13 protein-coding genes are annotated in these 13,943 nt (G+C 70.3%); 6 read left to right on the top strand and 7 right to left on the bottom strand.

Features of this window, described 5'->3' with window-relative positions:
- Window positions 1–143 precede the first annotated feature (143 nt).
- Window positions 144–1,724, top strand: coding sequence for an SdrD B-like domain-containing protein (locus AC4GYY_RS14410; RefSeq protein WP_491121551.1), 1,581 nt, complete (start codon window positions 144–146; stop codon window positions 1,722–1,724).
- Between the two features lie 45 nt (window positions 1,725–1,769).
- Here the strand turns inward: AC4GYY_RS14410 and AC4GYY_RS14405 are convergent, their stop codons facing one another.
- The 3 genes from AC4GYY_RS14405 to AC4GYY_RS14395 are packed head-to-tail and all read right to left on the bottom strand — an operon-like array spanning window position 1,770 to window position 8,056.
- Window positions 1,770–5,864, bottom strand: coding sequence for a translocation/assembly module TamB domain-containing protein (locus AC4GYY_RS14405; protein ID WP_491121550.1), 4,095 nt, complete (start codon window positions 5,862–5,864; stop codon window positions 1,770–1,772).
- Entirely contained in the window at window positions 5,861–7,798 is a 1,938-nt protein-coding gene (locus tag AC4GYY_RS14400; protein ID WP_491121549.1) for an autotransporter assembly complex protein TamA, read from the bottom strand. The genes AC4GYY_RS14405 and AC4GYY_RS14400 overlap by 4 nt, the downstream gene beginning before the upstream one ends.
- A gap of 48 nt (window positions 7,799–7,846) precedes the next feature.
- Entirely contained in the window at window positions 7,847–8,056 is a 210-nt protein-coding gene (locus AC4GYY_RS14395) for a hypothetical protein (RefSeq protein WP_491121547.1), read from the bottom strand.
- Window positions 8,057–8,152: 96 nt separating this feature from the next.
- On the opposite strand from AC4GYY_RS14395, the gene AC4GYY_RS14390 reads away from it, so the two are divergent.
- Window positions 8,153–8,320, top strand: a complete 168-nt coding sequence (locus AC4GYY_RS14390) for a hypothetical protein (RefSeq protein WP_491121546.1) — start codon at window positions 8,153–8,155, stop codon at window positions 8,318–8,320.
- Window positions 8,321–8,424: 104 nt separating this feature from the next.
- Here AC4GYY_RS14390 and AC4GYY_RS14385 read toward each other — a convergent pair whose 3' ends face one another.
- A complete protein-coding gene (locus AC4GYY_RS14385) occupies window positions 8,425–9,039 on the bottom strand; it encodes a S24 family peptidase (protein ID WP_491121545.1) in 615 nt (204 codons plus the stop codon).
- Window positions 9,040–9,094: 55 nt separating this feature from the next.
- On the opposite strand from AC4GYY_RS14385, the gene AC4GYY_RS14380 reads away from it, so the two are divergent.
- A complete protein-coding gene (locus AC4GYY_RS14380; protein ID WP_491121544.1) occupies window positions 9,095–9,304 on the top strand; it encodes a hypothetical protein in 210 nt (69 codons plus the stop codon).
- Window positions 9,301–9,597 carry a hypothetical protein gene (locus AC4GYY_RS14375; protein ID WP_491121542.1) on the top strand — a complete coding sequence of 99 codons (297 nt, stop codon included), beginning with the start codon at window positions 9,301–9,303 and terminating at the stop codon, window positions 9,595–9,597. The genes AC4GYY_RS14380 and AC4GYY_RS14375 overlap by 4 nt, the downstream gene beginning before the upstream one ends.
- Window positions 9,598–9,642: 45 nt before the next feature.
- On the opposite strand, the gene AC4GYY_RS14370 is transcribed toward AC4GYY_RS14375, so the two are convergent.
- Complete coding sequence (locus AC4GYY_RS14370; RefSeq protein ID WP_491121541.1) at window positions 9,643–10,404, bottom strand: hypothetical protein; 762 nt, start codon at window positions 10,402–10,404, stop codon at window positions 9,643–9,645.
- A gap of 5 nt (window positions 10,405–10,409) precedes the next feature.
- On the bottom strand, window positions 10,410–11,648 hold the full coding sequence (locus AC4GYY_RS14365) for a TIGR04063 family PEP-CTERM/XrtA system glycosyltransferase (RefSeq protein WP_491122011.1): 1,239 nt from the start codon (window positions 11,646–11,648) through the stop codon (window positions 10,410–10,412).
- A gap of 91 nt (window positions 11,649–11,739) precedes the next feature.
- Between AC4GYY_RS14365 and AC4GYY_RS14360 the strand changes: the two genes are divergently transcribed.
- Complete coding sequence (locus AC4GYY_RS14360; protein ID WP_491121540.1) at window positions 11,740–11,883, top strand: hypothetical protein; 144 nt, start codon at window positions 11,740–11,742, stop codon at window positions 11,881–11,883.
- A complete protein-coding gene (locus tag AC4GYY_RS14355; RefSeq protein WP_491121539.1) occupies window positions 11,876–13,231 on the top strand; it encodes a putative O-glycosylation ligase, exosortase A system-associated in 1,356 nt (451 codons plus the stop codon). The genes AC4GYY_RS14360 and AC4GYY_RS14355 overlap by 8 nt, the downstream gene beginning before the upstream one ends.
- Window positions 13,232–13,337: 106 nt before the next feature.
- On the opposite strand, the gene AC4GYY_RS14350 is transcribed toward AC4GYY_RS14355, so the two are convergent.
- A complete protein-coding gene (locus AC4GYY_RS14350) occupies window positions 13,338–13,892 on the bottom strand; it encodes a type 1 glutamine amidotransferase domain-containing protein (RefSeq protein ID WP_491121538.1) in 555 nt (184 codons plus the stop codon).
- Between the last annotated feature and the right edge of the window lie 51 nt (window positions 13,893–13,943).

The raw sequence follows: 13,943 nt of genomic DNA, 5'->3' as shown, positions 1-13,943 counted from the left end.
GCAGCCCGGCCCGGAATTGACACCGATGTCGGTCAAAGAGCGATAGCTTTACAACGGCTTGCATCTTCTCCTTGCCCCCGGAACATGGCTCGTTAGGCGCTCGCGACACGGCCGTCCTTGGTCGTATGGGGAAAGACGAGACGATGATCAGGAAATCCGACGAGAGTCCGGCGCTGAACTCGGGTCGCTACGCAAGCGCAATCGCCGGCGCCGCAAACCGCTTCACGCTCAGCTTCGATGATCTTGGCGCCAGCGGCGTCGTCGCCGACGGCTATGGAGCAAGCGGCCTCCTCTGGCAGAACTTCTCCTACCTGAACAAGGATTATGCGGCGTTCCTGTATGGGAGCGAGCAAGGCGCGGGCGGCTATTACACGGGTGCGACGAGCGGAGAGGACACGATCCACAGCACCAGCGATACCGTGCCAGCGACGCTTACAACGGGGGGCGGCAACTTCAATCTCTTCAACTTCGAACTGACCAGCGCCTTTTACGACGGTCTGGACGTGGAGATCAAAGGTTACGACGACGGCGTGCTGAAGTACGACCTCGTTCAATCCGTCGACGTCGCGGGACCGACGCTCGTCCAGCTGAACTGGAAGGGCATCGACACCGTCACCTTCGCGGCCAAGGGGGGGACGCTCGCGGACGGCGTCGCGGGAACGACGCACGACTTCGTGATCGACGACGTCAAGCTTGGCGGAAGGACGGGTGCCGTGACCGGGACCGTGTACGACGACGCGAACGGCAACGGCGTCCAGGATGCGGGCGAAACCGGGCTGAAGGGCGTGACCGTGTTCGTCGACCTGAACCGCAACGGCGCGCTCGACGCGGGTGAGCAGAGTGCGGTCACCGGCCGCAACGGCCTCTACAAGTTGACCGACGTGCCCTTCGGCGCGCACGACATCGTCCAGCTGACGCCCGACGGCTACGTCCAGACCTCGCCGACGGACGGCGCTCCGTCCTATGCAGTCAACGACGCGGCGAAGTATGATTGGCTCGAGATTTCGCAGACGGGCAAGCAGCTGATCTTCCAGAACGGCGACGACGGCGCGGCGATCGTCGACTTCGGCAAGGGCATCACGCTGTTCGGGGAAACATTCACCTCGGGCTTCGTCACCACCAACGGCATCATCACCTTCGATCGGGATAATCCCGCGTCGAACCAGCCTCAGCACCTGCCCGACCCGAGCACGCCCAACGCGGTGATCGCGCCGTTCTGGGCGGATCTAAACCCCTCGGCGTCGGACGGCCACGCCTATGTGCTCAACGATACGGCACACCACCGCGTCGTGATCGAGTTCCAGAACTTCGCACTCTACAGCGACGTCTCGAAGATCCAGACCTTCGAGGTGATCATCGACAAGAAGGGCGCGATCACCTTCCAGTATCAGCACATGGACGATCTGGGCCAGAGCGCGAGTATCGGGCTGGAGAATGCGGACGGCACGACCGGGCTGCAATATTCGTATTTTGCGGACAGCCTCCACGACGGCATGGCGCTGAGCTATACTCCGGGCGTCACGCTGACCCCTGGGGCGGCGCACGTGAGCGTCGACTCGGGAAAGACGCTGACCGGCGTAAGCTTCGGCGATCAGCACGCCGGCGGCGAGCTGAGCCCGGCGGTGTTCGGGCCCGCCGACACGGCGGGCTCGACGCCGTTCCACGGTGCGAACCCTCACGCCGCGGATCTGCACCTCGCAACGCTGCACTTCGCACTCGCCTGAGCGTGGATCGTCCGGCCGGCGGCCCTCGGGCCCGCCGGCCGGGCCTTAATAATCCTTCGACACCCTCACGTTGCCGCTGGTGCGGCCGAGCGTCGAGATGCTCGACAGGACCGAGAGCCAGCGGGTGACGAGATATTCCACGCGCGTCGCCGAATAGCCCTGACCGTCGGTCACGATCTCCGCATAGAGCCGCCGCGTCACGTACTTGCCCGCGGCGACCGAGGTGCCCGCCCCCGTCTGCGGATCGGGCGGCAGGATGCGGAGACGGTCGAGCCCGGCGGCGCGGCGGACGGCGTTGATCGGGTTCAACCCGTTGCCGCCGTTCTGGAGCGCCGCCACCGCCGCCGCGAGCTGAAGCGCCTCGGGCGCGGAGAGGTTGGTGATCGAGGTGCCGAACAGGAGACGCGACAGGAGCTCGTCCTGCGGCAGCGCGGGGACGCTGGTGAAGGTGATCTCGGGCTTCTGCGCGACCCCCGTCACGCGGATGGTGGCGTTCAGACCGGTGGTGTCGGCGTTCGCCTCGATGTCGAGCGCGGGGTTCGCCGGGAGTTCGCCGGCGAAGCGGATCACGCCGCGTTCGAGCTGGAACTCGCGCCCCGCAAACTCGTAGTCGCCGCGGATCAGCCGGGCGACGCCGGTGATCGCCGGATTGGTCGGCTCGCCGCCGATGGCGAGGTCGGCGGACCATTCGCTGGTGAGACCGAGCCCGGATACCGACAGTTGGCCAGGCGCGCGGGCGTGGACGGCGAGTGTCCAGGGTTCGGGCGGGGCGTCGTCCTCGTCGCCGCCGCCGGGCAGGTTGATCTCGCGGATGTTGAGCCGGGGGAGCGCGGCGGCACTCGATGCCTGGCCGAGCCGGTAGCGGCTCTTGTCGAGGACGACGTCGCCCGAGATCACCCCGCCGCGCCCGCTCGAGCGGAAGCGCAGGGAGCCGGTCGCGGTCGCGGCGATGTCGTCGCGCTCGATCATCGCGGCGTGATCGGCCTGGATCTTGAGGTCGAGGCCGACGCCGTTGGCGGCGGCGAACTCGAACCCGCCCGAGCAGGTGACCTTGCCCTTGCCGGCGTCGGCGGTGAAGCTGTCGATCCGCAGGCGCGAGCCGGCGAACTGGCCGGCGGCGCGGACGTTGGTGAGGACGGTGCCGGTGGTCGCGCTCTCGATCCGCGCGCCGTTGGCGCGGACGACGCCGCGCAGCGTCGGGTTTGCGACCCGCCCGGCCACGTCGGCGCCGATCGCGACCGGTCCGGAGAGATCGAACAGCTCGATCCCCGTCAGCCGCCACAAGGTATCGGCGGGGCCGTCGAAGCGGAGCTGGGCGAAGAGCTGCGCATCGCCGGGGCGGTGCTGGAGGTCGCCGGTGAGGAGCGCCTGCGCGCGGCCGATCGTCTTGCCGCCGCTCGCCGCGACGGCGCGCATCGCCGCGCGACCGGGCGAGAGCGCGCCGGCGAAACCGACATCGATCGGCTGCGAGGTGCGGACGAGGCCCGAGCGGGTGAGGCCGCGGACGGTGAGGTTGGCGCGACCGCTGGGGCCGGCGGGGCCGCTCGCATAGCTCACCGTCCCCGACGCCGCGCCGCTGAGCGCGAGGCCGGGATAGCCGATGTCGAGGACGGCGAGCGGCATCGCCGAGAGCTTGGCGTCGAGCGCGGTGGCGTCGCCGAAGCGCCCGGAGACCTCGGCCGCGCCGCCGGCGAAGGTGACCTTGGTCGGGGCGAGCCTGTAGCCGTCGCCGTCCTTCGTCAGCACGGCGGGGGTGGCGAGCGCGATCGGGCGCCCGTCGACGCTGCCCTGCGCCATCACGCGGGTGCTGTCGGCGGCGATGCGGGTGACGCTCTGGATCGCGAAGGCGCGGCCGCGGGTGCCGGCGATCGAGGCGCGCACCTCCCCTTCCCCGCCGCGCAGCTTCGCATTGGCGGCGAGGCGGGCGAGGCGGAGCGTGCCGCGGCGCAGGCCGTTCGCGGTGACGGTCGCGTCGATGTCGGTGCCGGCGGGGTCGAGGCGGAGCGCGAGGTCGAGATGGCCGCGGCGGATGCGCGTGCCGGCGACGCTGGCGCCGTTCGCGTCGATACTCGCGTCGATCCGCTGGATCGTTCCTTCGGGGCGGAAGGTCAGCGCGCCGGCGAGGCCGGGGCCGGCGAGCGCGACCTTGCCGGCGAAGCCGCCGGTGACGATCGCGAGCGTGCCGCCCGCGCGGACGCCGGGGAGGTCGAGCCGGTCGATCCGGATGGCGGACTGGCCGCCGGGCGGGAGCAGGATCGCGCCTTCTCCCGTGAAGCCGCCGAGCCGCGAGCCGCCGGCGGCGGTGAAGGCGAAGCCCTGCGGCGTCGGCGCGAGGTGGGCGCGGACACCCGTCAGGCCGAGCGTGGCGTTGGGACGCTGGAAGACGAGGTCGATCGTCGGCTTCTCGATCCGGCCGTCGAGCTTGAGGGTCAGCGGTCCGTAGGTCTTGTGGACGCCGCTCCCCTCGAAATGGAAGGTGCCGTCTGTGCGGCGGAAGCCGTTCCCGCGCAGCGTCAGCAGCGGCGAGGTGAGAATCAGATTGGTGAAGTGGAGGATCTTGTCGGGGGTGCGCTCGAGCCCGGTCACGAGCTTCGGCAACCCTCCGGTCAGACTGCGGAAGAAGGCGTTGTCGAGACGGATCACCTCGGCATGGCCGCTGCCGACGACGCGGGTGCCGTGGCCGTTCGGGCCGGGGATCACGCGCAGGGTCGAGGCGACGTCGACGACGCCGAGGCCGGGGATGAGGTAGCGGCCGAGCCCGCCGTTGACGCCGACGTCGAACTTGCCGGTGACGAGATCGACGACCAGCGTCAGCCGGCCGGTGAGCTTGTCCGAGCGGACGCGGAGGTCGTCGCCGGTCAGCAGCTTGCTCGTGACGTGGAGGACGCCCTCGACGCTCAAGTTGCGCAGGATGCCGCCGGCGACGTCGCCGATGCCGGTGACGCGCGCGGCGACGAGGCGAATCGGGACCGCGACCGGCGCTTTCGAGAGGCGGCCCTTGCCGGCGGCATAGGCGTCCTCGAACCCGGTGTTGTCGAAGGCGAAGCGCGGGGCGGCGAGGCGGTAGTCGAAGCCCGCCGTCGAGAATGCGCCGTCGAGCGCCGCCTTCAGCCGGATGTCGCGCCCGCTCATGTTCGGGAACAGCGCCGCGGGTTTGAACAGGCGCGCGTCGATCCGCAGGTTGCGATAGGCGGAGGTGGCGAGATCGATCCCACCGGTCGCCTCGACCGCGAGCGCGACGGAGCGGAGCGAGAGGCTGCCGGCGAGGCGGCGATCGATGAAGGTCCCCGCGCCGTTGACGAGGATGCGCGGCGCGGTGAGGCGCTGGAGCTTGCCCTTGGTGATCGTCGCCGGCGCGAGCGTGCCGGTGAGCGTGTAGCGGCCGGCGTCTACCCCGAGGCGGAGGTCGGCGATCCGCGCGCCGGCGACATCGCCCTGCGCGGTTCCGCGCCAGCGCGCCCAGCGGCCGTCGCCGGCGATGTCGAGCGACAGCGGGCGCTTCAGACCCGAGAGGCGGGCGAGGACGCCGGTCGCGCTGCCGCGGGCGCGGACGGCGAGGTCGAAGCGGTCGCCGTCGGGCTCGGCGTCGAGGCGAAGGCGGAGGAGGTCGCTGCCTTGCACCACCGCGGCGAGATCGACCAGCGCACGCCCGGCGTGGGTGTCGGCGCGGCCGAGCAGTCGACCCTCGCGCACTACGCCCGTCACGGCTCGGCCGACGATCAGCCGATCGACCGCCAGGCGGCCGATGCGGATATCGAAATCGGGGAGGATCGGGGACTTGCGACCCGTCGACCGCAGATGCGGGACCTTTGCGAAGGTCGCTTCCGCCATGTGGAGGTCCGAGATGTCGAGGCGGTTGGCGAACCAGCGCCAGGGCGACCAGTCGAGCTCGGCGGCGGGAGTCCGGAAGACGAGGCCTTCGGGATCGTAGACGCGCACGTCGCGCAGGCGAGCGCGAGTGTAGAGCGACCCGTCGATCCGGCCGACCGAGAAGCGCAGGCCGGTGGGCGTGCGGATCTTGCCGATCCGTTCGGCGACGACGCCGTGGCCCCAGGGCGTGTCGACGATGACGAGCGTCAGCAGCGAGATCAGCAGCACCGCCGCGATCCCGCCCGCGACCCAGCGCCAGGCGCGCCTCAAAACGCCTGCCCCAGCGAGACGTAGACCGCGACCCGCGCGTCGCCCGGCTGCGGGTTGATCGGGGTGCCGACATCGAGCCGGATCGGGCCGAAGTTCGAGTAATAGCGGACGCCGACGCCCGTGCCGAAGCGCAGGCCGCTGAACTCGGGCAGCGGGCCGGTGTAGATGTTGCCCGCGTCGAGGAACGGCACGACGCCGAAGCTGCCGAGCACGCGCACCCGCGCCTCGACCGCGAGTTCGGTGAGGCTGCGGCCGCCGATCGGATCGTTGTTCGGATCGCGCGGGCCGATCGACTGATAGCCGTAGCCGCGCACCGACGCGCCGCCGCCCGCGTAGAAGCGCCGCGACGGAGCGATCGCGTCGCGAGGCGCGCCGACGATCGTGCCGAGGCGAACGCGCCCGGCGAGGACCACGCGCTCGCTCACCGGCTGGTAGGCGCTGGCGTCGAGTTGGACGCGGGCGTAGCCGAACGCCTGACCGAGCAGCGACAGCTCGGGGCTGAGCCGCCCGCCGAGGCGGAAGCCCCTGGTCGGATTGAGCAGATCGTCCGAGCCGTCGTAGGTCAGCGAGGTCGGCAGCGCGCCGATGTAATAGGTCCGCCGTCGCGGCTCGCCGGTCGTGGCGATCACGTCCTGCTCGTCAGAGGTGACGAACTCGGCGCCGAGCGACCAGGTCCAGGTCTTCTGGAAAAAGATGTTGGTCTGGCGTTCGAGGCTGGCGGCGATCGTCGCGGTGTCGGCGATATAGGCGTCGAACTCGGAATGGTCGGCGGTCGCCTGGAGCGTCAGCACGCGGTCGCGACCGTGAAAGTTGTTGCGGCGGAAGATGATCGAGGCCAGCTGCTCCTGCGTGCCGAGCACGCCGCGCAGGGTCAGCCCGCCCTCGGGCGGGAACAGGTTGCGGTGGGTCCAGTCGACCTCGGCGCGCGCGCCCTGCCCGGTGTCATAGCCCAGCTCGCCCGCGATCGTGCGCGGTGGTGCGCGTTCGAGCCGGACAGCGACATCGACCACGCCCGGGCCGCCGTCGATGGGCTTGACGTCGGCGACCGAGACCAGCCCGGTCTGGATCAGCGCCCGGCGGAGGTCGTCGAGCGCGGCGGCGGTGTAGGGGTCTCCGGGCGAGAAGCGTGCGATCTCGGCGACATGATCGGCGCCGAACACGCGGTTGTTCGGGTTGGCGGTGATCTTGCCGAAGGTGCGCGCACCGCCGGGAGCGACGTTCGCCGCGAGCGTCGCGGTCTTGGCGGCGCGATCGACGACGAGTTCGGGATCGGAGACCTTGGCGAAGGGGAAGCCCTCCGCCCCCAGCCTGGTGGCGAGCGCCGCCTGCCCCTCGGCGACCTTGTCGGCATCGACCGGATCGCCGGGCTTGACCGCGAACGCGCCTTCGAGCGCGGGGGCCTTGGCGCCGGCCTGATCGACGCCGGCGAGCGTGACGCCTGTGAAGGTGTAGCGCTGCCCCGGCTGCGCGGCGAGGACCACGGTCGCGCGCTCCCCCGGCTCGACGCGCGGCGTGACGACCGCGTCATAATAGCCGAGTCCCCGCAGCAGCGTCGTCAGCAGCTCGGCGTCCTCGCGCGCGCGGCGATCGAGCTGGGCGGCGTTGGCGGGCTGCTTCTCGTTCTCCTTCAGCGTCGAGAGCGCGCGGAAGCGTTGGTCGAGGAGCGGGGTCTCGACCGTCTCGATGCCGTCGATCCGGTAGTCGTAGCGAACGGTCGCGCTGGCCGAGGCCGTCGCGCTCGCCTCCTGCGCGCTCGGTGGCGGCAGATCGGGCCAGTCGACGCCGAGATCGGGCATCGGCGCGAGCGGCGAAGTGGGGTCGAGCGCTGGTTCTGAAGTGCCGAGCGCAGGCGATGGCGGCGGTGCGGTCTGGGCGAGCACGGACGACGCCGCGAGCCCGCACGCGATCGCCCAAACCCTTGTACGCCAAACCATCGCGACGCTTGGTAGCGGGCACGCGGCAGCCGCGCCATGCCTGTGTCGCTAATGGACCGGCCCCGCCACCGTCGCGCCGTCGAGCAAGCGGATCCAGCGCTCGATCTGGCGCCAGCGGCAGAAATGGATGTGGTTCCCGAGATCGCGGCTGCGCCCGGCCCGCCTGGCGGCCTCGCTCGGGGCCTGCGCGCCGTGGCGGGCGATCAGCTCCTCGGCGTCGGCGACCGAGCGGCGGTCGGTGAGATAAGGCAGGTGCATATCCGCCTGATATCCGGCGAATCTCTCCGGAGCGCGAGCAGGCAGGGTAAACGCGGCGCTTGCTGTGATCGCCGCCGCCGTGGCAGGCGACCGACGATGAGCAACGACACTCCGAGCCCCGCCGCGGGCGGCTTCCCGATCGCGGCCGGAGCGATCGGCGGCGCGGGCATCGGATCGGCGCTGGGGCAGGCGACGATCGGCTTCTTCGTCGGCGTCGCGGCAGGAATCGCGATCGCGGTGGTGATCTGGCTGCGAGGGCGGTGAGCTTCCCGTTCGTGCCGAACGAAGTCGAGGCACAGGCTTAGCCCAGGTCCCTCGACTTCGCTCGGGACGAATGTAGGGCAAGTCGCTCTTCGAGCTGACCATGATCAAGTCGGGCGCCGTAGCAGCAGCTTGACGCGGCCGATCAGCGTCACCTCGGCGCGCGGGACGACGAGCGTCGGATAGGCGGCGTTGTCGCTCGCGAGCAGCAATCCGTCCGCGACCCGCGACACGCGCTTGACCGCGAGCAGATCGTCGCGGCGGAAGACGAAGATGCCCTCCGCGCCGATGCGCGCTTCGCCGCGGTCGACCAGCAGCCGGTCGCCGTCGAGGATGGTGGGCGCCATCGATTCGCCCTGCGCCGCCACGAGCGAAGCGTGGGCGGCCGCGACGCCCAGTTCGCGAAGGAGCGACGGCGCGAACGGCTCGGCGCGGATCAGCGACTCGTCGGCGGCGATCCCCTGCCCCGCAGCCGCACGCACCGCGAGGTAGGGGACGGGCACCATGGCCGGAGCCGCGGGTGGGCCGCCCAGTTCGGCCTCGTCCACGCCGAAGTGAGCGGCGAGCAGCCGACGGTCGTCTTCTGCCAGCCGCCGCGGCGTGCCCCGGTGGACGAACTGCTGGAGATAGGCGGGATTGCGGCGGAGCATCCGCGACAGCTCGGCAAGGCTCTCGCCGTTCGCGGCACCGAGGCGGATCAGGGCTGCGCGAGGATCGTCCACGATCGCTGTCATAGTCGTAGGAAAAATCCTAGACAAGTTGGAAATAGAACGGAACGTGAACACTCATCATCGTCGTGGAGTCGCCGAGATGGGCCTGCTGCCGAGAATCGACCGTTACCTTCGTCACACCAACACCTCGGCGACCCGGTTCGGGCGCAACGCCGTCAACGACCCGCGGCTGGTCGGCGATCTGCGGAACGGGCGCGAGCCGGGCCCGCGGGTCGCCGCGCGGATCGTCCGCTATCTGGAGGCGGGTGGGTGGTGAGCGGAGCCAGGCTGGTTCGCGCGCTCGAGCGATCGGCGGCGGCGCATGGCTGTGAGGCGGAGGTGGCGCTCCTCGCCGAGCGCGGCTGGGCGAGCGCGACGTTCGTGGGATCGCGCTTCGAACTGGCGGTCAAGCTGGAACCGAGCGCGGCAGCGGAGGCTTGGCGCGAGGCGCTGCCCGAGGCGGACCTGCCGATGCCGCGCCAGTTCGCGCGGAGCGTGCGGGTGATCGCACGGCAGGACCACGCCGAGCGAGCCGTGCTGACGATCGAGGCGGTGGTGCTGGAGGATTAGGTAGCGCGGCGCCCTCCGCACCGCGCCTGCCGAAATGACGGAAGTTCAGTGGGTCGCCAACCCGCGCAGCATCCCCAACGTTTCGGCGAGCGGCGGGGCTGGGCGCGCGGCGCGGCGGGCTGAGCCCTGTTCCAGCCGGTCGAGCAGCGCCGAGAGCGAGGCGGCCCCGCTGACCGGCGGCGACAGCGGCTCGGCGGGGTTCGCAGGATCCGCAGGCGGCGGCGCGGCAACGCGGCGGATCGGGGTCAGCGCGAAGATCTCGACCGGCGCTTCCGGCACGGGGCGAGCGAGCGGAGCGACCGCACGGACCGGCTCGCGCGGGACATCCGGGATCGCCGCCGGATCGACTGCGGCAAGCGGGGTGTCCAGATCGACGGGAACCGGCCGCGGGCCAATCCGCTCGTCGGCACCTTGAACCTTGCCGGCCGGCGGGTCGGGGGTGATCGGCAGCGGCCGGCCCCAGGCATCGGCCAGGTCTTCGCTCGCGCGCAGCGGGCGGCGTGCGGGGGCGTCGGGATGCGCGTCGGCGCGGCGGAGGATGGGCGTGTCGGGGGCCAGGGTCGCTTCGTCGCGGTGTTCGAAGCGGCGCGCGACGGCGACGAGCGCGCCCCACACCGCCAGCGCGATCCCGCCCCCACCCGCCAGCGCGAGCGCCGCGCGTGCGGTCGCACCGAGCGGCGGGCGCGCGGCGGCGAGATGATCGGCGAGGCCGGTAATGGTGACGAAGGCTTCGAGCCGCCACGCGGGGATCACCGCCGCGAGCAAGGCGACCGCCGCGCCCGCGAGCGCGGCGACGATCGGCGCCATGCGCCTCAGGCTTTTGAGATCGAGGTTCCGGTCCATACTTCACCCGTACGCGCGGCCATTGCCAGCCGCTGATAGACGGGGAAGTATCGGGAAATATTTGAAGACCAGTTACGGTCCGCCTCGACGAAGGCGCGGGCGCGGGCGCGACGCGCCGGCCAGGCGGCGCGGTCGGCGAAGAGCGCCGCGAGCGACTCGGCCAGCGCCTGCGGGTCGTCGGCACGGAACAGGGTGCCGGTCTCGCCATCCCGAATCAGCTCACGGTGACCGCCGACGTCGGACGCCGCGACCAGCCGCCCCTGCGCCATCGCCTCGAGCGGCTTCAAGGGCGTCACCAGCTCGGTCAGTCGCATCGCCTTCCTCGGATAGGCGAGCACGTCGACGACGCTGTAGAAGCGCTCGACCTCGGTATGCGGCACACGGCCGGCGAAGACGATGCGGTCGGCGACGGGCGACGCCGCCGCCTGGGCGCGCAAGCTCGCCTCCATCGGCCCGCCGCCAACGAGGAGCAGCTTCGCTTGCGGACGGGCGGTGACGATGTCGGGCATCGCCGCGATCAGATCGTCGAGCCCCTCGTAATCGTAGAAGCTGCCGATGAACCCGATCGTGTCCGCGCCGAGACCGAGGCTCGCCGCCAGCACCCCGTCGCGGGGCAAGGGGGTGCCGAACAGCGCCATGTCGACGCCGTTGGGGGAGACGAGGATGCGTTCGGGCGCGATCCCGCGCGCCACCAGGTCGCGGCGCAGACCGTCGCAGATCACCGCCACCGCATCGGCGCGGCGGACCGCCCAGGTCTCGAGCGCGGCGGTCGCGCGGTATTTGGGCGAGCCCTCGCGCCCGGTGCCGTTGCCGACGGCCGCATCCTCCCAGAAGGCGCGGATTTCGTAAAGGAGAGGCAAACGGCGTGCGCGGGCGACCTTCAAAGCGGCGAGCGCGTCGAGGACGGGCGAATGCGCGTGGAGGATGTCCGGCCGGAAGTCCGCGACCGCACGGTCGATCCGGCGCGCGAAGGCGAGGACCTCCGCCAACTCGGACGCGACCGGAGGAAGTTTGGCGATCGGCGCGGTGCGGTGGAAGGTGATGCCGTCGACTATCTCCACATCGGCCGCGCCCGCATGGTAGCGCGGGCCGGTGACGGCGGCGACGGCATGGCCGCGCGCCTCGCTCGCCTTGAGGATCGCGCGGGTGCGGAAGGTGTAGCCGCTCTGGAGCGGCAGCCCGTGATCGAGGACGTGGAGGATGCGCATCGCGGTGACGAGCGGTGCCACGCGAGCGCTTAACGCCGCGTCAACTGGCCTCGGTTACCGCTGCCTCACTGGCGCGAGGACCCGAAGCTCGATGATCGACAATTTCGCGCTCGGGCTCAGCCACGGCTTGATGCTGCTCGCGGGGTGGATCCTGTTCCGTCGGCCCGACCTCGATCACGAACCCGGACCCAAGGACCAGCCGAGCGGCACGGCGAAGGTGAGGCAGCGTGCGTGATCTCGCCTTCCTCGCGTTCCTGGCGGCGCTGTTCGGGATGGGGCTCAGGCGACCGTTCCTGCTGGTCTGCGCCTATGTCTATATCGACGTCGTCTCGCCGCAGCGGCTGACCTATTATCTGCTGAACTCCGTGCCGATCTCGGCGATCGCGATCGGGCTGGCGGTGCTCGCCTGGGTCGTCGCCGACGACAAGCGCGACATGCGCTTCGCGCCGCGACAGGGGCTGATCGTGCTGCTGCTGCTCTATTGCGGCGTCACCACGACCACCGCCGACTTCCCGGTCGAGGCGGCGGAAAAGTGGGACTTCGTCTGGAAGACGCTCGCCTTTGCCGCCTTCCTGCCGCTGACGCTGCGCACCAGGCTCCGCATCGAGGCGCTGCTGCTGTTCATGATCCTGTCGGCGAGTTCGATCATCATCGTCGGCGGGATCAAGACGCTGGCGTCCGGCGGGGGCTACGGCGAGCTGAACCTGATGGTGACCAACAACGCCGGGCTGTACGAAGGGAGCATCATCTCGGCGGTATCGATCTGCATCATCCCGCTGATCCTGTGGTTCTCGAACCACGGCACGATCTTCAAGCCGGATTGGCGGGTGAAGCTGTTCTGCTACGCGCTCGTCTTCGCGTGCCTGCTGATCCCGGTCGGCACCTCGGCGCGGACGGGGCTGGTGTGCATCGGGCTGCTCGCGCTGCTGATGCTGCGCGAGGTCAAGCGCAAGATCCTCTACGTCTCGGCACTGGCGCTGGTCGGGGCGGCGGCGATCCCGCTGCTGCCCTCCGCCTTCAGCGAACGGATGGGGACGATCCAGACCTATCAGGCGGACACCTCCGCCTCGACCCGGATCGAGGTCTGGAAATGGACCTGGGCCTATGTCCAGGACCATCCGTTCGGCGGCGGCTTCGAGATGTATCGCCAGAACTCGATCCGCTACGAGACGGTGAAGGCGGTGCCGACCGCGACCGGGACTTCGATCGAGCGCGCGGTGGTGGTCGACAAGGCCCGAGCCTTCCACTCAAGCTATTTCGAGGTGCTGGGCGAGGAGGGCTGGCCGGGGTTCATCCTGTGGCTGGCGATCAACCTGATCGGCATCGTTCGGATGGAGGTTCTCCGCCGCCGGTACAGGAAGGTGGGCGAGGACATGGCGTGGGTGCCTCCCCTCGCCGCCGCGCTTTGCTATGCGCAGCTGATCTACCTGCTCGGCGGCGCGTTCGTGGGGATCGCGTTCCAGTCGTTCATCTACATGCTGCTCGGCGCGCAGATCGGGCTCGACACGTATCTGGCGCGCAGGGCGAACGAGGTGGGATGGCAGCCGATGGGCGCGAAGCGGGGGCGGCTGGCGGCGGCGTAGTTCCCCTCCCGCTTGCGAGTGACGGGTGAACAGCTCTCCGCGCTGTTCAGGTCATGCCGGGGGCATGACCGGACCCGTCGCTCGCAAGCGGGAGGGGAGAAGAAGATCACGCCGCCGCCATTTCCTCCGTGAGAGACTTGAGCAGCGCTTCGTTGAACGCGGGGATGTCGTCCGGCTTGCGGCTGGTGATGAGGTTGCCGTCGACCACGACCGCCTCGTCGACGACATCGCCGCCGGCATTCTCCAGATCGGTGCGGATCGAGACGTAGCCGGTGACGCGCCGGCCATCGACCACGTCGGCCTCGATCAGCAGCCAGGGCGCGTGGCAGATCGCGGCGACGGGCTTCTCGTCCTCCATGAATTCGGCGACGATCTCGACCGCGCGGTCCTGCTGGCGCATCTTGTCGGGATTGAGGACGCCGCCGGGGAGCAGCAGCGCATCGAACTCCTCGGTATCGACCTCGTCGAGGGTGAGGTCGACGTCGATCGTCCGCGTCGGCTCGCTGTCGTTCTTCACGCCCTGGATCGGGTCTTTCGTGATCGAGGCGACGAGGACCCTTACGCCTGCGTCGAGCAGCGCCTGGCGCGGCTCGAACAGCTCGGCGTCCTCGAAATGATCGGCGGCGAGGATCAGCACTTTGGTGTCGGAAAGATCGGCCATGTCGGAGGACTCCTTGAGGGGTTCGGGCACGGTAACCACTCGCCGCCCTCA

The sequence above is a fragment of the Sphingomonas sp. SP6 genome (assembly GCF_058313435.1).
This window is presented reverse-complemented; position numbering and strand designations above follow the sequence as displayed.

What these genes read in the sequence shown, in the direction of transcription:
- AC4GYY_RS14410 (WP_491121551.1), top strand. Translation starts at nt 144, where the DNA reads ATGATCAGGAAATCCGACGAGAGTCCGGCGCTGAACTCGGGTCGCTAC.
- AC4GYY_RS14400 (WP_491121549.1), bottom strand. Translation starts at nt 7,798, where the DNA reads ATGGTTTGGCGTACAAGGGTTTGGGCGATCGCGTGCGGGCTCGCGGCG.
- AC4GYY_RS14395 (WP_491121547.1), bottom strand. Translation starts at nt 8,056, where the DNA reads ATGCACCTGCCTTATCTCACCGACCGCCGCTCGGTCGCCGACGCCGAG.
- AC4GYY_RS14390 (WP_491121546.1), top strand. Translation starts at nt 8,153, where the DNA reads ATGAGCAACGACACTCCGAGCCCCGCCGCGGGCGGCTTCCCGATCGCG.
- AC4GYY_RS14370 (WP_491121541.1), bottom strand. Translation starts at nt 10,404, where the DNA reads ATGGCGCCGATCGTCGCCGCGCTCGCGGGCGCGGCGGTCGCCTTGCTC.
- AC4GYY_RS14365 (WP_491122011.1), bottom strand. Translation starts at nt 11,648, where the DNA reads ATGCGCATCCTCCACGTCCTCGATCACGGGCTGCCGCTCCAGAGCGGC.
- AC4GYY_RS14360 (WP_491121540.1), top strand. Translation starts at nt 11,740, where the DNA reads ATGATCGACAATTTCGCGCTCGGGCTCAGCCACGGCTTGATGCTGCTC.
- AC4GYY_RS14350 (WP_491121538.1), bottom strand. Translation starts at nt 13,892, where the DNA reads ATGGCCGATCTTTCCGACACCAAAGTGCTGATCCTCGCCGCCGATCAT.